Origin of the sequence: Pseudomonas sp. Irchel s3h9 (genome assembly GCF_900187475.1) — a bacterium.
GTDB classification, from domain to species: Bacteria; Pseudomonadota; Gammaproteobacteria; order Pseudomonadales; family Pseudomonadaceae; genus Aquipseudomonas; species Aquipseudomonas neuropathica.
The window spans coordinates 264722-281855 of record NZ_FYDH01000003.1; the positions used below are offsets into that span (position 1 = coordinate 264722).

General features: G+C 60.2%; 14 protein-coding genes. 9 read left to right on the forward strand and 5 right to left on the reverse strand.

The annotated features are described in order from the left end of the window. Positions 1-65 precede the first annotated feature (65 nt). The 8 genes from gloB to fabI all read left to right on the forward strand — a co-directional run bounded on the left by gloB (position 66) and on the right by fabI (position 11006). Positions 66-833, forward strand: a complete 768-nt coding sequence (gloB, locus tag CKW26_RS06210; protein ID WP_093431663.1) for a hydroxyacylglutathione hydrolase — start codon at positions 66-68, stop codon at positions 831-833. A 99-nt stretch (positions 834-932) separates the two neighbouring features. Continuing rightward, positions 933-2396: a transglycosylase SLT domain-containing protein gene (locus tag CKW26_RS06215; protein ID WP_093430717.1), complete on the forward strand. Its 1464-nt coding sequence runs from the start codon at positions 933-935 to the stop codon at positions 2394-2396. A 414-nt stretch (positions 2397-2810) separates the two neighbouring features. After that, positions 2811-4643 (forward strand): extracellular solute-binding protein, encoded by a 1833-nt coding sequence (locus tag CKW26_RS06225; RefSeq protein ID WP_095047907.1) that lies wholly within the window; start codon positions 2811-2813, stop codon positions 4641-4643. Further along, positions 4640-6481 (forward strand): extracellular solute-binding protein, encoded by a 1842-nt coding sequence (locus CKW26_RS06230; RefSeq protein ID WP_095047908.1) that lies wholly within the window; start codon positions 4640-4642, stop codon positions 6479-6481. Before CKW26_RS06225 ends, CKW26_RS06230 begins: the two co-directional genes overlap by 4 nt. 4 nt (positions 6482-6485) lie before the next feature. Beyond that, complete coding sequence (locus CKW26_RS06235) at positions 6486-7559, forward strand: microcin C ABC transporter permease YejB (RefSeq protein WP_007910584.1); 1074 nt, start codon at positions 6486-6488, stop codon at positions 7557-7559. A gap of 1 nt (position 7560) precedes the next feature. Continuing rightward, on the forward strand, positions 7561-8580 hold the full coding sequence (locus CKW26_RS06240; RefSeq protein ID WP_095047909.1) for an ABC transporter permease: 1020 nt from the start codon (positions 7561-7563) through the stop codon (positions 8578-8580). Position 8581: 1 nt separating this feature from the next. After that, a complete protein-coding gene (locus tag CKW26_RS06245; RefSeq protein ID WP_095047910.1) occupies positions 8582-10192 on the forward strand; it encodes an ABC transporter ATP-binding protein in 1611 nt (536 codons plus the stop codon). Between the two features lie 19 nt (positions 10193-10211). After that, positions 10212-11006, forward strand: coding sequence for an enoyl-ACP reductase FabI (gene fabI / locus CKW26_RS06250; RefSeq protein ID WP_007910591.1), 795 nt, complete (start codon positions 10212-10214; stop codon positions 11004-11006). A 158-nt stretch (positions 11007-11164) separates the two neighbouring features. On the opposite strand, the gene CKW26_RS06255 is transcribed toward fabI, so the two are convergent. The 4 genes from CKW26_RS06255 to CKW26_RS06270 are packed head-to-tail and all read right to left on the reverse strand — an operon-like array spanning position 11165 to position 15406. After that, complete coding sequence (locus tag CKW26_RS06255; RefSeq protein WP_095047911.1) at positions 11165-12130, reverse strand: diguanylate cyclase; 966 nt, start codon at positions 12128-12130, stop codon at positions 11165-11167. A gap of 55 nt (positions 12131-12185) precedes the next feature. Next, entirely contained in the window at positions 12186-12764 is a 579-nt protein-coding gene (locus tag CKW26_RS06260) for a hypothetical protein (RefSeq protein WP_095047912.1), read from the reverse strand. Position 12765: 1 nt separating this feature from the next. Then, positions 12766-14928 carry a xanthine dehydrogenase family protein molybdopterin-binding subunit gene (locus CKW26_RS06265; protein WP_095047913.1) on the reverse strand — a complete coding sequence of 721 codons (2163 nt, stop codon included), beginning with the start codon at positions 14926-14928 and terminating at the stop codon, positions 12766-12768. A gap of 22 nt (positions 14929-14950) precedes the next feature. After that, complete coding sequence (locus tag CKW26_RS06270; RefSeq protein ID WP_003224136.1) at positions 14951-15406, reverse strand: (2Fe-2S)-binding protein; 456 nt, start codon at positions 15404-15406, stop codon at positions 14951-14953. 266 nt (positions 15407-15672) lie between these two features. On the opposite strand from CKW26_RS06270, the gene CKW26_RS06275 reads away from it, so the two are divergent. Then, on the forward strand, positions 15673-16503 hold the full coding sequence (locus CKW26_RS06275) for an alpha/beta fold hydrolase (RefSeq protein ID WP_095047914.1): 831 nt from the start codon (positions 15673-15675) through the stop codon (positions 16501-16503). A 110-nt stretch (positions 16504-16613) separates the two neighbouring features. On the opposite strand, the gene CKW26_RS06280 is transcribed toward CKW26_RS06275, so the two are convergent. Then, entirely contained in the window at positions 16614-17006 is a 393-nt protein-coding gene (locus tag CKW26_RS06280) for a GFA family protein (protein WP_095047915.1), read from the reverse strand. Between the last annotated feature and the right edge of the window lie 128 nt (positions 17007-17134).

Here is a 17134-nt window from a genome sequence, read left to right on the forward strand (position 1 = left end):
GCATTCTCCAAAGCGCCAGGAACTACTAAGATGCGCCAATGTTTTCCGCTTGGCGAATTCCGACGATGATACAGATCAGTGCCCTGCCCGCGTTCACCGACAACTACATCTGGTTGTTACAGGATCACCGCACCCAGCGCTGCGCCGTGGTCGACCCGGGCGATGCCGCGCCGGTCCAGGCGTGGCTTGCAGCGCATCCAGGCTGGGTGTTGAGCGATATCCTGATCACCCACCACCATCATGATCACGTCGGCGGCGTCGAACGCCTGAAAGCGCTGAGCGGCGCAAAAGTCTACGGCCCGGCCAGCGAAAGCATCCCGGGGCGCGACGTGGCGCTCGAGGACAACGATACGGTCAGCGTGCTCGGCTGGGACTTCGACGTCTATGCGGTGCCCGGTCACACCTTGGGGCACATTGCCTATTACCACCACGGCCTGCTGTTTTGCGGCGACACCCTATTCGCCGCCGGTTGCGGTCGCCTGTTCGAGGGCACGCCGGAGCAAATGCACCACTCGCTCAGCCGCCTCGCTGCTCTACCGGAAGATACCCTGGTCTACTGCACCCATGAATACACCCTGAGCAATCTGAAGTTTGCCGCCGCCGTCGAGCCGGGCAATCCGGACATCGCCGCCCGTCTGGAAAAAGTCACTCAGCAGCGGCAAAACGGCGTCATGACCCTGCCTTCGACCCTGGCACTGGAAAAGCTCACAAATCCGTTCTTGCGTACCTCTGAAACATTAGTTACACAAAAAGTGGACGAACGGGCAGGCGCTCAAAACCGGGCGCCGAGTGAGGTATTTGCGGCTCTGCGGGCTTGGAAAGATAAGTTCTAAGCCCCCCACCACTTGGTACAAAAATTCTGAATGGTTGACCGCAGGGGGTGCGCTTTCTAGAATCGCCCGACATTTTTGCCCGGAACTTACTTCCAGCCAATGTCGTCATCCATACGTAAGTCCGTCAATTCAGACGCATTGACCCGCCTGGCGCAAGCCATCGCGGTGGCTGTGTCCGCCACGCTGGCGGGCTGTTCCAGCCATGCTCCGCAGACTGAAGCGACCCATACGCCGAACATTGCTGCGCGAGCCAAGCAGAAGCCGATCTGGCTGTCCGAAAAGCCCAGCCCACAGGTTCCCCAGGACATCTGGGAACGCATGCGCCAGGGCTTTCAGCTGCAGGAAGGTCTCGGCGTCAACCCGCGCATCGAGCAACAGCGCCTGTGGTTCGCCAGCAATCCCTCTTTCCTCGAGAACGCCGGCGAACGCGGCAGTCTCTATATTCACTACATCGTCGAACGCCTCGAAGAACGCAACATGCCGCTGGAACTGGCCCTGCTGCCAGTGATTGAAAGCGCCTACAACCCGATGGCCTATTCCCGGGCCGATGCAGTCGGGTTGTGGCAATTCATTCCGTCCACAGGGCGTTATTTCAATCTGCGTCAGACGCGCTTCTACGATGGCCGTCGCGACATCACCGCCTCGACCACGGCAGCGATGGATTACCTGACCCGCCTGCACGACATGTTCAACGGCGACTGGTTGCTGGCCTTGGCGGCGTACAACGCCGGTGAAGGCACGGTCAGCCGCGCCATCGAACGTAACGAAAAGCTCGGCCTGCCCACCGACTACTGGAACCTGCCGTTGCCGGCGGAAACCCAGGCCTACGTGCCGAAGCTGCTGGCGCTGTCGCAAGTGGTGCTGGCGCCGGAAGCCTACGGCGTGAACCTCAACCCGATCGCCAACGAACCGTACTTCCAGGTCGTCGAAATCAACCAGCGCATGGACCTGTCCAAGGTCGCTGCGGTGGCCAACATCGACGAAGACGAACTGTTCCAGCTCAACCCGGCCTTCAAGCAACGCACCACCATCGACGGCCCTCAGCATTTGCTGGTGCCGACGTCGAAGGCGCAATTGCTGACGGCCAGTTTGCAGACCATGCGTCCGGAAGAGCTGATCAGCCCGCGTTCACTGAAACCGGTGTTCGAGGGTGCCGATCCGTCGGAAGTGGCGCAGCTCAAGCGTGCCTATCGGGTGAAGCGTGGCGACAACCTCGGTTCCATCGCCAAGGCCAACAAGGTCGAAGTCAAAGACCTGCAGCGCTGGAACAAGCTGACCGGCAAGAACCTCAAGGTTGGTCAGACCCTGGTGATGCAAGACACCACCAAGCGCGCGCCGGCACGCAAATCCGGCCGGGTCAACACGGTGATTGCGGCCAACAGCAAGAGCAAAGGCAAGGACGACAGCGCGCAGCAAACCCAGTACAAGGTCAAACGCGGCGACACGCTGTACGTGGTGGCCAAGCGCTTCAACGTTGAGATGCAGCATCTCAAGCGCTGGAATCCGGGTGCGGGTAAAGCACTGAAGCCGGGGCAGATGCTCACGGTTTATCAGCCGCACTGACAGATGAGCCCCTGAGTTTTCAGGGGCTTTTTTTGATCACGTTTTTGAGGTGTGCATTAGATCCATCCCCCTCACCCCAGCCCTCTCCCCCAAGGGGGCGAGGGGGAAAGGGAGCCGATCTCCGTGCTGTTCAACATCCGAGTTCGGCGCGGTATCGCACGTCGGCGCAGCTCTCGCAAACACCACAGTCAGCCCCCTCTCCCCCCGGGAGAGGGTTAGGGTGAGGGGCTTTTGAGAACTTGAGTTCGACTCGGTGCAGCACGTCGGTGTAATTCGTCCAAACACCACGATCAGTCCCCTCTCCCTCCGGGAGAGGGTTAGGGTGAGGGGCTCTTTAACCCACATCTTTTTCCTGTCCAGACAAGCTGTTACTGTACGGCCCACTAAGCCCAAGCCGCCTGGATCGGATCTGACTTGAAGCGTCCCCTCCTCCTGCTCCTGATCAGCCTGGCCTTGAGCTCAACCGCAAGCGCGACGATTACCGAAAGTCACGGTTATGCGCAGTTCGGCACGCTCAAGTACCCGGCCAGATTTACCCACTTCGACTGGGTCAACCCGCAAGCGCCCAAGGGCGGTACGTTGCGGGTGATGGCGTTCGGCACCTTCGATACGGTCAACCCGTACACCTTCAAGGGCACCAGCCCGGTCACCACAGCGAATTTCCTCCAGTACGGCATCAACGAGCTGAACGAGCCGCTGATGGTCGGCACCGGCCAGTATTCGCCGTCCGGTGACGAGCCGGCGTCGAGCTATGGTTTGATCGCGCAATCGGTGGAGTACAGCGAAGATCGCAGTTGGGTAGTCTTCAACCTGCGCCCGGAAGCGCGTTTCCACGACGGCACGCCGATCACCGCTTATGACGTCGCCTTCTCCTATCGAACGCTGCTCAAGGACGGCCATCCGCTGTACCGTACCGCGTTGCAGGAAGTGCTGCGGGTCGACATTCTCAACAAGCAGCGCATTCGCTTCGTGCTCAAGCGCTCGGGCAATCCGCTACTGATCCTGCGCCTTGGCGAATTGCCGGTGCTGCCGCAGCACTACTGGAAAGACCGCGACTTCAAGGCCACTACCTTCGAACCGCCACTGGGCAGCGGCCCCTATCGCATCACTTCGGTGACGCCGGGCCGGCAGTTGATCTTCGAGCGGGTCAAGGATTACTGGGGCAAGGACTTGCCGGTCAATCGCGGCAAGTACAACTTCGATCGCATGGAAGTCGAGTTCTACCGCGACAGCGATGTCGCCTTCGAAGCATTCAAGGCTGGCGAATTCGACATTTACATCGAGCATCAGGCGAAGAACTGGGCCAACGGCTACAACTTCCCGGCCATACGCCGTGGCGATGTGATCAAGGCACAGATCCCGCATCAGATCCCGACCCAGAGTCAGGGCCTGTTCATGAACACCCGCCGTGCGACGTTCTCGGACGTTAAGACCCGTGAAGCGCTGGGCCTGATGTTCGACTTCGAGTGGACCAACCGCGCACTGTTCAGCGATGCCTACAAACGCACCACCAGTTATTACCCCAACAGCGAGTTCACCACCTCCGGCCTGCCGGTCGGGCATGAATGGCTGATGCTCAAGCCGTACAAGGAACAACTGCCGGCCAAGCTGTTCACCGAGCCGTTCACCCTGCCAAAAACCGATGGACGCGGCATTCCCCGGGAAACCATGCGCAAGGCATTGGCATTGCTCGCCGAAGCCGGCTGGAAGCTCAACGGTCAGCGCCTGCAAAACGCTGACGGCCAACCGCTGCGGTTCGAGCTGCTGCTGGTCAATCCGAACCTGGAGCGCCTCTACCAGCCCTATATCGAGAACCTCAACAGCATCGGCATCGACGCGCGCCTGCGCACCGTGGATCGGGCGCAGTACAAACAGCGCCTCGATCAATTTGATTTTGACATGATCTCGATGACGCTCAACCAGACCCTCAGCCCGGGCCTGGAGCAGTGGCAGTACTTCCACTCCAGTCAGGTCGGGGTCAAGGGCAGCAAGAATTACGCAGGCATTGCCAACCCGGTAGTGGATCACCTGCTCGAACAATTGCTCGCCGCGCGCACCCGCGACGAGCAGGTCGCCGCTGGCAAGGCGCTCGACCGCGTGCTGCTCTGGCAGCACTACAGCATTCCCAACTGGTACCTCAATTATCACCGTCTGGCCTACCGCAACCGGTTGGCCCACGTCACCACGCCGCCCTACACTCTGGGCCTGAGCGCGTGGTGGCTGAAGTCTTCGGAGAAAGATCAATGAAACCGATCCGCGCCCTGCTCGTCCAGGCCAGCGGTTTGCTGTTCGCCGGGCTGGCCTTTGCCGCTCCGCAACACGCCGTGACCCTGTACAACGAGCCGCCGAAATACCCAGCCGATTTCAAGCATTTCGATTATGTGAACCCCGACGCGCCCAAGGGCGGCATCTTCCGTCAGGCCGGTTTCGGCGGCTTCGACAGCCTCAACCCGTTTATCAGCAAAGGCGTGCCGGCCGACGATGTCGGGCAGATCTACGACACCTTGACCAAACACAGCCTCGACGAACCGTTCACCGAATACGGCCTGATCGCCCGGCAGATCGAAAGAGCCCCGGACAACAGCTGGGTGCGTTTCTACCTGCGCCCCGAAGCGCGCTTCCACGACGGCCACCCGGTACGCGCCGAGGACGTGGTGTTCAGCTTCAACACGCTGACCAAGGAAGGCTCACCGCTGTTTCGCGGCTACTACAGCGACGTTTCCGAAGTGATCGCCGAAGATCCGCTGAAAGTGCTCTTCAAGTTCAAGCACACCAATAACCGTGAACTACCGCTGATCCTCGGCCAGTTACCGGTGCTGCCCAAGCACTGGTGGGCCGATCGCGACTTCACCAAGGGCAACCTGGAAATTCCGCTGGGCAGCGGCCCTTACAAGGTTGCCGAAGTGAAGGCCGGACGTTCAGTGCGTTACGAGCGGGTCAAGGATTACTGGGGCAAGGACCTGCCGGTCAACCGTGGCTTCTACAACTTCGACACGATGACCACCGATTACTACCGCGACAACACCGTCGCGCTCGAAGCGCTGAAGGCCGGACAATTCGATTACTGGCTGGAAATGACCGCAAAGAACTGGGCCAACGCCTACAACATCCCGGCGGTTACCGAAGGCCGCTTGATCAAGGAACAGATCGCCAACAGCAACCCGACCGGCATGCAGGGCTTCGTCTTCAACCTGCGTCGCCCGGTGTTTCAGGATGTGCGGGTGCGTCAGGCACTCGGTCTGCTGTTCGATTTCGAGTGGACCAACAAACAACTGTTCAACAGCGCCTACTTCCGCACCCGCAGCTATTTCGAAAACTCGGAAATGGCCGCCACCGGCCTGCCCGACGCCGATCAAGTGGCGATCCTCGAGCCGTTCCGCAGCAAACTGCCGGCGCAGGTGTTCAGCGAAGCGTTCGAGAATCCGAAGACCGATGCCAGCGGCATGATCCGCGCGCAGCAGCGCGAGGCCTATCAACTGCTGCAAGAGGCCGGCTGGAAGATCGTCGACGACAAAATGGTCGACGCCACGGGCAAACCGGTGGTGATCGAGTTCCTGCTCGCGCAGACCGAATTCGAACGCGTACTGCTGCCATTCAAGCGCAACCTCAGCGACCTTGGCATCGATCTGGTAATCCGCCGCGTCGACGTTTCGCAGTACATCAACCGCGTGCGTTCGCGGGACTTCGACATGATGGTCGGCAGCTTCCCGCAGTCCAACTCACCGGGTAACGAACAGCGCGAATTCTGGATGAGCGCCGCTGCCGACAAACCGAGCAGCCGCAACACCATTGGCCTGAAGGATCCGATTGTCGATCAACTGGTCGAAAACCTGATCAACGCCGACTCACGCAAAAGCCTGGTGGCCCACGCCCGCGCACTGGATCGCGTGCTGCAATGGGGTTACTACGTGGTGCCCAACTGGCACATCAAGACCTGGCGCGTAGCGTACTGGAACCACATCGGTCACCCGAAAGTCTCGCCCAAGTACGACATCGGGATTAATACCTGGTGGGTCAAGCCCGACGCCAAACCGGCAGTAGAAGTCGAAACCAAACTGCAAGCCGACCCTGTGGGCACGGAGTAATCAGATGCTGGCGTATATTTTTCGGCGACTGCTGCTGATCATCCCGACCCTGTTCGGCATTCTGCTGATCAACTTCGTGATCATCCAGGCCGCGCCCGGTGGCCCGGTGGAACAGATGATCGCCAAGCTCGAAGGCTTCGAAGGCGCCACCAGCCGCATTGCCGGCGGCGGTGCCGAGGTGTCGGTGGCCGGTTCCTCCTATCGCGGCGCGCAGGGTCTGGACCCGGCGCTGATCAAGGAAATCGAGCACATGTACGGGTTCGACAAATCGGCCCCGGAACGTCTGTGGATCATGGTCAAGAACTACGCGCAGCTGGATTTCGGCGACAGTTTCTTCCGCGACGCCAAGGTGATCGACCTGATCAAGGAAAAGATGCCGGTGTCGATCTCGCTGGGGCTGTGGAGCACGCTGATCATGTACCTGGTGTCGATCCCGCTGGGGATCGCCAAGGCCACGCGGCACGGCAGCCATTTCGACGTCTGGACCAGTTCGGCGATCATCGTCGGCTATGCGATCCCGGCGTTTCTCTTTGCGATCCTGCTGATCGTGGTGTTTGCCGGCGGCAGTTATCTCGACTGGTTCCCGCTAAGGGGCCTGACCTCAAACAACTTCGATGAACTGAGCTTCGGCGGCAAGATCCTCGATTACTTCTGGCACCTGGCGCTGCCGGTGACCGCACTGGTGATCGGTAACTTCGCAACCATGACCCTGCTGACCAAAAACAGCTTTCTCGACGAAATCAACAAGCAATACGTGGTCACCGCCAAGGCCAAAGGCCTGACCCGCCATCGCGTGTTGTACGGCCATGTGTTCCGCAACGCCATGCTGCTGGTGATTGCCGGATTCCCGTCGGCGTTCATCGGCATCTTCTTCACAGGATCCTTGCTGGTGGAAGTGATTTTCTCCCTCGACGGTCTCGGCCTGATGAGCTTTGAAGCGGCGATCAACCGCGATTACCCGGTGGTGTTCGGTACCCTGTTCATCTTCACCCTGCTGGGGCTGGTGGTGAAACTGATCGGCGACCTCACCTACACCTTGGTCGATCCGCGCATCGACTTCGAAAGCCGGGAGCATTGAGATGAACCTGTCCCCTCTCAACCGCCGCCGCTTCGAACTGTTCAAGGCCAACAAGCGCGGCTGGTGGTCGCTGTGGCTGTTTCTGGTGCTGTTCGGCCTGAGCCTGGGCGCCGAGCTGATCGCCAACGACAAGCCGTTGGTGGTGCATTACGACAACAATTGGTACTTCCCGGCGATCAAGCGCTACCCGGAAACTGCGTTCGGCGGCGAATTCCCGCTGGAAGCCAACTACAAGAGCCCGTACATCCGCGAACTGCTCAAGGCCAAGGATGCGTGGGTGCTGTGGGCGCCGATTCCCTACAGCTACCAGAGCATCAACTACGACCTGAAAGTCCCGGCCCCGGCGCCGCCGTCGGCGGACAACCTGCTCGGCACTGACGATCAGGGCCGCGATGTGCTGGCGCGGGTGATCTACGGTTTCCGCATTTCGGTGCTGTTCGCGCTGACGTTGACCGTGCTGAGTTCGATCATCGGCGTGATTGCCGGTGCTTTGCAGGGCTTCTATGGCGGCTGGGTCGATCTGGCCGGGCAGCGTTTTCTGGAGATCTGGTCGGGGCTGCCGGTGCTGTATCTGCTGATCATCCTCGCCAGTTTCGTCCAGCCGAATTTCTGGTGGCTGCTGGGGATCATGCTGCTGTTCTCGTGGATGAGCCTGGTCGACGTGGTGCGCGCTGAGTTCCTCCGTGGCCGCAACCTTGAATACGTGCGCGCGGCGCGGGCGCTGGGCATGCAGAACGGCGCGATCATGTTCCGCCACATCCTGCCCAACGCGATGGTCTCGACCATGACGTTTATGCCGTTCATCCTCACCGGCGCCATCGGCACCCTCACCGCTTTGGACTTCCTCGGTTTCGGCTTGCCGGCCGGCAGTCCGTCGCTGGGTGAACTGGTCGCCCAGGGCAAATCCAACCTGCAAGCGCCGTGGCTGGGCATGAGTGCCTTCGCCGTGCTGGCGTTGATGCTGAGTTTGCTGGTGTTTATCGGCGAGTCCGCTCGCGACGCCTTCGACCCGAGGAAGTGAAATGAATCAGGACAATCTGATCGAAGTGCGTGACCTCGCCGTCGAATTCGGTTTCGGCGAGCGCGTGCACCGGGTCGTCGAAGGCGTGAGTTTCGACATCAAACGCGGCGAAACCCTGGCGCTGGTCGGCGAATCCGGCTCGGGCAAATCGGTCACCGCGCACTCGATCCTGCGCCTGCTGCCCTACCCGATGGCCCGCCATCCGGCCGGCAGCATCAACTATGCCGGGCAAAACCTGCTGGGGCTCAGTGAGAAAACCATCCGCCACATCCGTGGCAACCGCATCGCGATGATCTTTCAGGAGCCGATGACTTCGCTGAATCCGCTGCACTCGATCGAGAAGCAGATCAACGAAGTCCTCGGCATCCACAAGGGTCTGACCGGCAAAGTCGCGACCAAGCGTACGCTGGAGCTGCTGGACATGGTCGGCATCCCCGAGCCGCACAAGCGTCTCAAGGCCTTGCCCCACGAGTTGTCCGGTGGCCAGCGCCAACGTGTAATGATCGCCATGGCCCTGGCCAACGAGCCGGAATTGCTGATTGCCGACGAACCGACCACGGCGCTGGACGTGACCGTTCAGCTGAAAATCCTCGATTTGCTCAAGGAATTGCAGGCTCGATTGGGCATGTCGTTGTTACTGATCAGTCACGATTTGAACCTGGTGCGAAGAATTGCGCATCGTGTATGTGTCATGCAGCGCGGTTGCATCGTCGAACAGGCATCGTGCGCAGAGCTGTTCCGTTCGCCGCAGCATCCGTACACTCGGGAATTGCTCGGCGCGGAGCCCAGCGGAGGCCCGGCGAGCAATAAAATCGGCGCGCCGCTGCTTGAAGTCGAGGACTTGAAAGTCTGGTTCCCGATCAAGAAAGGCCTGCTCAAGCGCACGGTGGATCACGTCAAGGCAGTGGACGGCATCAATTTCAGCCTACCGCAGGGTCAGACCCTGGGGATCGTGGGAGAAAGCGGCTCCGGTAAATCCACCCTGGGTCTGGCGATTTTGCGGCTGATCGGCAGCAAAGGCGCGATCCGCTTTGAAGGCAAGCAGCTAGACTGCCTGACGCAGAACGAGGTTCGCCCGTTGCGTCGGGAGATGCAGGTGGTGTTTCAGGACCCGTTTGGCAGCCTGAGCCCGCGCATGTGTGTCAGCGATATCGTTGGCGAAGGCCTGCGGATTCACAAGATGGGCACCGCTGAGGAACAAGAGGCGGCGATTATTGCGGCATTGAAGGAGGTAGGTCTGGATCCGGAAACCCGGCACCGCTACCCCCACGAATTTTCCGGTGGGCAACGGCAGCGAATCGCCATTGCCCGGGCTTTGGTGCTGAAACCGGCGCTGATCCTGCTGGACGAGCCGACGTCGGCGCTCGACCGCACGGTGCAGCGGCAAGTGGTGGAGCTGTTGCGTTCACTGCAAGCCAAGTACAACCTGACGTATTTGTTTATCAGCCATGATCTGGCTGTCGTCAAAGCGCTGAGCCACCAGTTGATGGTGGTCAAGCATGGCCAAGTGGTCGAACAGGGAGACGCGCAAAGTATTTTTGCCGCCCCCCAACATCCGTATACACAGCAGTTGCTGGAAGCCGCTTTTTTGGCACCAGCCACTGCGCAATAACCTGAAAGAGGAGCAACACATGGGTTTTCTCGCCGGTAAGCGCGTACTGATCGTCGGTGTCGCCAGCAAGCTGTCCATCGCATCCGGCATCGCTGCCGCCATGCATCGCGAGGGCGCTGAGCTTGCCTTCACTTATCAGAACGACAAACTGAAAGGTCGTGTTGAAGAATTCGCCCAAGGCTGGGGTTCGAGCCCTGAGCTGTGCTTCCCGTGCGACGTGGCCAGCGATGAAGAAATCGCCAAGGTCTTCGAAGCACTGAGCAAGAAGTGGGACGGCCTGGACTGCATCGTCCACTCCGTTGGCTTCGCCCCGGGCGACCAACTGGACGGCGACTTCACCGAAGCCACCACCCGTGACGGTTTCCGCATCGCGCACGACATCAGCGCCTACAGCTTCGTGGCCCTGGCCAAAGCCGGTCGCGAAATGATGAAAGGCCGCAACGGCAGCCTGCTGACCCTGTCGTACCTGGGCGCCGAGCGCACCATGCCTAACTACAACGTAATGGGCATGGCCAAGGCTTCGCTGGAAGCTGGCGTACGTTACCTGGCCGGCTCTCTGGGCCCGGATGGCACCCGCGTCAACTGCGTATCGGCTGGCCCGATCCGTACCCTGGCAGCCTCGGGCATCAAGAACTTCCGCAAGATGCTGGCCGCCAACGAAGCGCAAACCCCGCTGCGTCGCAACGTCACCATCGACGAAGTCGGCAACGCCGGCGCCTTCCTGTGCTCCGACCTGGCGTCGGGCATCAGCGGCGAAATCATGTACGTCGACGGCGGCTTCAACACCACCGCCATGGGCAACATCGAAGAGTGATCTTCGGTTAGCCAATAAAAAAACCCGCCGATCTGGCGGGTTTTTTTATGCCTGCAACACTGTCCCCTGTGGGAGCGCTGTGTCAGGCAATGAAGAGGTTGATGGCCGGACGCTATCGCGAGCAGGCTCATTCCTACAAGCGATCTGCGGTGCATTCGCTAACAACGCTTCAAGGCCTGCTTGTGCACATACATCGCGCTATCGGCATCCGCCAGCAGCCGATCCACGGCCTCATGGCGTTTGGCGTCGTATTCGATCTGGCCGACGCTGAAGCGAATCGCATACCCGCGGTGCAACGTGGCATTGCGCTCTTCAAGGATTTCCTTGAGCCGCGCCATGATCGCCGTCGTTTCAATATGGCTGGAGCCGGTCAGCAACGCGACGAACTCATCCCCGCCCAGGCGCCCGACCACATCACTCTCGCGAAAGGCGATGCGCAGCACGTCGGCAAAGGTTTTCAGCGCACTGTCACCCTCGGCATGCCCATACAGATCGTTGATCTGCTTGAAGTCATTGAGGTCGAAAAACAGCAAGGTTGCCGGCCGTTCCAGCCGTGCGCAGGCGTCCAGTGCATGCTGCGCCAGTTGTTTGAAACCACGGCGATTGGACAGCAACGTCAACTCATCCATGCTCGCGATCTGCACAGCGGCCAACTCTTGCTCGGCCATTTCCGCCAGATCACGCAACAACGCGCGCTCTTCCTCGTCGAGGTCGCGGGGCTTGGTGTCGATCAGGCACAGCGTGCCCATTTTATTGCCATTGGGCACGGTCAGCGGGTAACCGGCGTAGAAGCGAATGTTCGGCGCGCCTGTCACCAACGGGTTGTCATGGAAGCGCACATCCTCGCGGGCGTCCGGCACCAACAGCAGGCCGTCGTTAAGAATCGCATGGCCGCAGAACGAGACATCCCTCGGTGTCTCGCTGACATCCAGGCCCACGCACGACTTGAACCACTGCCGATTGGTGTCGACCAACGTCACCAGTGCAATCGGCACATTGAACAGGCGTTTCGCCAACCGTGTCAGTCGGTCGAAACGTTCTTCAGGGGCGGAATCGAGCAGCTCAAGACCGTGCAACGCTTGAACGCGCGCCGTTTCATTCGCAGGTTTTCCTGGAACCAGCATCAGCACACTCCATTGGCAACAATGCTTCCAAGCGTAGCGCTAATTTGGCAATGGCTCACATTTGCGCCACCGGGCATGGCCCGCCCGCATCGGCCCAGAGCTTGAATTGCGTGACAAAAATATCGTGCGGCACTGGCACCGGCGCGCGCCCTGCCCCGGGATTCCAGCCCCACAGCACCAATTTGTCTTCGCTGACATGCTTGATCAGCGCAGCAAAGTCGCGATCGCCATTGCTCGAACGGTCCTTGATCATCGCGCAGAGCTTGTCCGGTGGCAGGCCGATCCAGGCCATTTTGTGCGCTGCCGGCGGCAGGCTCCAGTGCGGCGCCCCCGGTGGCGCATGCGGGCCGTAACTGGCCGGCGGATTGTTTTCCGCGTGGCAGGTCGCGCAAGGCAAACCGGCGGCGCCCTTGCCGTCCATGCCGCGCACCACGTTCATCGCATGGGGAATGCCGGCGTCGAACTGCAACGGCGAATCACCGGGAATGTGACAGTTCTGGCAGCGCGGACTCTGGAAGACTTTCTGTACCGTGGTGAAGGCTTTCAAGGCTTCCTGATCATCGGCAAACAGGTCCGAGGCATAACCGCCCAGCCCCAGTAGAACCACCGTGCCCAACACTAGATGTCGTTTCATCTCACACCCCCGACAGTTGCAGCGGCAACTCGCGCAGGCGTTGCCCGGTCAGGGCGAACACCGCGTTGGCCACGGCTGGCGCGGTCGGCGGCACACCGGCCTCGCCGATGCCACCGGGTTTGTCGCTGCTGGGCACGATGTGCACTTCCACCACCGGCATCTCGTTGAGCCGCAGCACCTGATAATCGTGATAGTTGGATTGCACGACCGCGCCGTCCTTGAGCGTCAGTTTGCTGTGCAGCGCCATGCCCAGACCGAAGGTGATGCACGATTCCATCTGCGCCGCGATACTCTGCGGATTCACCGCAATCCCGCAGTCCACCGCACAGACCACGCGATGCACGCGAATCGCCAAATTGTCCTGCGACACCTCCGCCACCTGCGCCACGTAGCTACCGAACGACTCGTGCACTGCCACGCCCAACGCATGGCCATCCGGCAATGGTGCTTTCCAGTTAGCCTTTTCCACCGCCAGATTGAGCACGCCCAAATGCCGAGGATGATCCTTGAGCAAGGTTCGTCGGTACTCGACCGGATCCTTGCCCGCCGCCGTGGCCATTTCATCGATCAGCGATTCCATGACAAAACCGGTATGGCTATGGCCAACCGAGCGCAGCCACAACACATTGATGCCCGTTTGCGGCGAATGCAGATCGACCTGATGATTGGCCAGGCCTTTAACGTAAGGACTGTCGGAAACGCCTTCGACCGAGGTCGGGTCGATGCCGTTTTTGACCATCGTCGCCTCCATCAGCGTGCCGGTCATGATCGACTGCCCGACCAGCACGTGCTGCCAGCTCGACGGCAAACCATCAGCGCCCAAGCCGATCTTCGCCTGATGCAAGAACATCGAGCGGTAGTAACCGCCACGAATATCGTCTTCCCGCGACCACACGGTTTTCACCGGCATCGCGGCGGCTTTCGCCACGTGCACGGCTTCGGCGACAAAGTCAGACGTTGGATTGGCCCGACGCCCGAAACCGCCACCCAAAAACTCAGTGTGGATCTCGACCTGATCAGGCTTCAGCCCGGTGATCTTGCCGGCGACCATTTGATCCAGCGTCTGAAACTGCGTACCGGTCCAGATTTCGCATTTCTCGGCGCTGATTTTCACCGTGCAATTGAGCGGCTCCATCGGCGCATGAGCCAGATAAGGCACGCTGTATTCGACATCGATCTTCTTCGCCGCTTTGCCAAAACTGCCCTTGGCATCACCGGCCTGACTCGCCGACGTGCCTTGCGTCGCGGCCAGTTTGCGGAAACTTGCCAGCAGTTTTTCGCTGCTCAGGTCCGCATGCGGACCCAGGTCCCAATCGACCTTCAGCGCATCACGCCCCAGTTTCGCCGCCCAGTAATGCTCGGCAATCACCGCCACGCCCGTCGGTACCTGCACCACTTTGTGTACGCCCGGCACCGCCAGCGCTTCAGCGCCTTCGAAAGATTTAACAGTGGCACCGAATACCGGTGGGCGCGCGACCATTGCGGTCATCAAGCCTTCAAACTGCACGTCCATGCCGAACTTGGCGCGGCCGGTGATTTTCTCCGGTGTGTCGAGGCGTTTGGTCGGTTTGCCAATGACCTTCCAGTCCTTGGCTTCCTTGAAGGTAATCGACTTCGGATCCGGCACCGGCAATTGCCCGGCGGCATCTGCCAGCTCGCCATAAGTTGCACGCTTGTCACCGGCAATCACCACGCCCGATTCAGTGCGAATGGCCGACGGTGCCACCTCGAAGCGTTTCGCCGCCGCCTCCACCAGCATCTGCCGCGCGGTCGCGCCTGCCAGTCGATAGCGGTCAAACTCCATCCACGTCGACGTCGAGCCGCCGGTAATCTGCATGCCGCCAAAACCGGGCATGCCGTAATCCGCCGCCGACGCGGGCGAGTGCTCGACGCGGATCTTCGACCAGTCCGCGTCCAGCTCCTCGGCAATCAACATGGTCAGGCCGGTCCAGATGCCCTGGCCCATTTCCGAATGCCCGAGCAGCACCGTCACGCTGTTGTCCGCTGCGATTCGCAAAAATGCATTCGGCGCAAACACCTTGCCTTCATTCTCGGCCGCATAGGCAAACTTGTGGCCGCCAGGGACGACAAACGCCACCACCAGACCGCCGCCCAACAGGGCGCTGCCTTTGAGAAAACTCCGACGCGATACAGGACTGTTCATCGCCTATCTCCCACAGATTGAATCAGCCGATTTCCGATGCACGCTTAACCGCTGCGCGAATGCGGGGATAGGTTCCGCAACGGCAGATATTGCCGGAGAGCGCCTGATCGATATCGCTGTCGGTGGGTTTGGGGATTTTCGCCAGCAGCGCGGCAGCAGACATGATCTGCCCCGACTGGCAGTAACCGCACTGCACCACGTCAAGTTCGGCCCAGGCTTGCTGCACCGGGTGCGAACCATCGGTGGACAGCCCTTCGATGGTGAGAATTTTCTGGCCATGGGCTACGGCGGTCGCGGGCGTAATGCAGGCGCGCAACGGCGCCCCGTCAACGTGCACGGTGCAGGCCCCGCACTGGGCCATGCCGCAGCCAAATTTGGTACCGGTCAAGTGCGCGACATCGCGCAGGACCCAGAGCAACGGCATGTCCGCGGGGACATCGAGCTCCTGATCCTTGCCATTGATATTCAAGGTCAGCATCGGGGAATTTCCTCAGACTCACGGTGTTCTGAAGGGGCGCCGCTGTGGCCATCAAAGCCTACGCGCGCCTCGGCTTATCCCTTTCAGCAAAGCCTAATTTGCGCACGAAGCCAGACGTTGCGACCACCGGTCATGCAGATGTCGACTTTAATCCTACAGTTGATAACGGCTCGCACTGAGCCATCGCAGTGGAAAACTCGTCATGAGCGAAACCGGTCCGCGCTGACCGCGCGGGTTACCCATCAGATTGGTCTGGAGTTGCGAACATGGGATTTGTCACCAGCAAAGACGGCGTCGAGATTTTCTACAAAGACTGGGGCCCGAAAGACGCGCCGGTGATCCACTTCCACCACGGCTGGCCGCTCAGCTCGGACGATTGGGACGCACAGATGCTGTTCTTCCTCGGCAAAGGCTTCCGGGTGGTTGCCCATGATCGCCGTGGGCACGGGCGTTCGAGCCAGGTCTGGGATGGCCACGATATGGATCATTACGCCGACGATACGCTGGCCGTGGTTAATCATCTGGGCCTGAAGAACGTGGTGCATGTCGGTCACTCGACCGGTGGCGGTGAGGTGATTCATTACATCGCCCGGCATGGTCAGGCCAACGTCGCCAAAGGTGTGCTGATCAGCGCGGTGCCACCGTTGATGGTGCAGACCGAGAGCAATCCGGGTGGGCTGCCGAAATCGGTATTCGATGACTTTCAGGCGCAACTCGCGGCGAATCGCGCGCAGTTTTATCGCGATATTCCGACCGGGCCGTTTTATGGCTACAACCGGCCCGGGGCCACGCCATCGGAAGGGATTATTGCCAACTGGTGGCGTCAGGGCATGATCGGCGGAGCGAAGGCGCACTACGATGGGATCGTGGCGTTTTCGCAGACCGATTTCACCGAAGACTTGAAGAAGGTCACGGTGCCGGTGCTGGTGATGCATGGCGAGGATGATCAGATTGTGCCGTATGCGGATTCAGGGCCGTTGTCGGCGAAGTTGCTGCCCAATGGCACGCTGAAGTCGTATCCGGGGTTTCCGCACGGGATGCCGACGACGGAGGCCGAGACGATCAACGCGGATCTTTTAGCCTTTATTCGCGGCTGAACAATGTAGGAGCTGCGGAACGCTGCGATCTTTTGATTTTGCGCCTTGAAAATCAACGTCAAAAGATCGCAGCGTTCCGCAGCTCCTACACAGGCAGATGTGGGCTGCAATTAATCTTCGGTTCGGCCAGTGTTTTCGCGATCACGGTCATAGTGGTGAGCCAGTGGCAGCGCCGGTAACCACGACTCGCGGCGAATCGTCCAGAGTTCGTAGGTGGGTTTGAACTGATTAGGCTCATCGAGCGATCCGATGTTGACCTCTACTTCATCTGCCGAACGTGTGAACACCGGTGAGCCGCAACGCGGGCAGAAAAAGCGCCCGTTGTAGTCGCGGGTTTCGCCGGTGACCTTCAACGCATCCTCGGGAAATATGGCCGAGGTGTGAAAGAGCGTGCCGTGGCGTTTGCGGCAGTCGAGGCAGTGGCAGATGCCGACTCGGTAGGGCTGACCTGTCACTTCGAAACGGACATCGCCGCACAGGCAACTGCCGGTCAATAGATTCATGTCGCACCTCCTCTTCAGAATTTGAAATTAGCGACAGCCCTCACCCTAACCCTCTCCCAGAGGTAGAGGGAACTGACCGCGCTGAATGTGCAAGTTGCACCGACTTGAGATACCGAGTCGGACTCAGG

Coding starts and splice junctions, on each gene's coding strand:
- gloB (WP_093431663.1), top strand. CDS start 66: ATGATACAGATCAGTGCCCTGCCCGCGTTCACCGACAACTACATCTGG.
- CKW26_RS06215 (WP_093430717.1), top strand. CDS start 933: ATGTCGTCATCCATACGTAAGTCCGTCAATTCAGACGCATTGACCCGC.
- CKW26_RS06230 (WP_095047908.1), top strand. CDS start 4,640: ATGAAACCGATCCGCGCCCTGCTCGTCCAGGCCAGCGGTTTGCTGTTC.
- CKW26_RS06235 (WP_007910584.1), top strand. CDS start 6,486: ATGCTGGCGTATATTTTTCGGCGACTGCTGCTGATCATCCCGACCCTG.
- CKW26_RS06240 (WP_095047909.1), top strand. CDS start 7,561: ATGAACCTGTCCCCTCTCAACCGCCGCCGCTTCGAACTGTTCAAGGCC.
- CKW26_RS06245 (WP_095047910.1), top strand. CDS start 8,582: ATGAATCAGGACAATCTGATCGAAGTGCGTGACCTCGCCGTCGAATTC.
- fabI (WP_007910591.1), top strand. CDS start 10,212: ATGGGTTTTCTCGCCGGTAAGCGCGTACTGATCGTCGGTGTCGCCAGC.
- CKW26_RS06255 (WP_095047911.1), bottom strand. CDS start 12,130: ATGCTGGTTCCAGGAAAACCTGCGAATGAAACGGCGCGCGTTCAAGCG.
- CKW26_RS06260 (WP_095047912.1), bottom strand. CDS start 12,764: ATGAAACGACATCTAGTGTTGGGCACGGTGGTTCTACTGGGGCTGGGC.
- CKW26_RS06265 (WP_095047913.1), bottom strand. CDS start 14,928: ATGAACAGTCCTGTATCGCGTCGGAGTTTTCTCAAAGGCAGCGCCCTG.
- CKW26_RS06270 (WP_003224136.1), bottom strand. CDS start 15,406: ATGCTGACCTTGAATATCAATGGCAAGGATCAGGAGCTCGATGTCCCC.
- CKW26_RS06275 (WP_095047914.1), top strand. CDS start 15,673: ATGGGATTTGTCACCAGCAAAGACGGCGTCGAGATTTTCTACAAAGAC.
- CKW26_RS06280 (WP_095047915.1), bottom strand. CDS start 17,006: ATGAATCTATTGACCGGCAGTTGCCTGTGCGGCGATGTCCGTTTCGAA.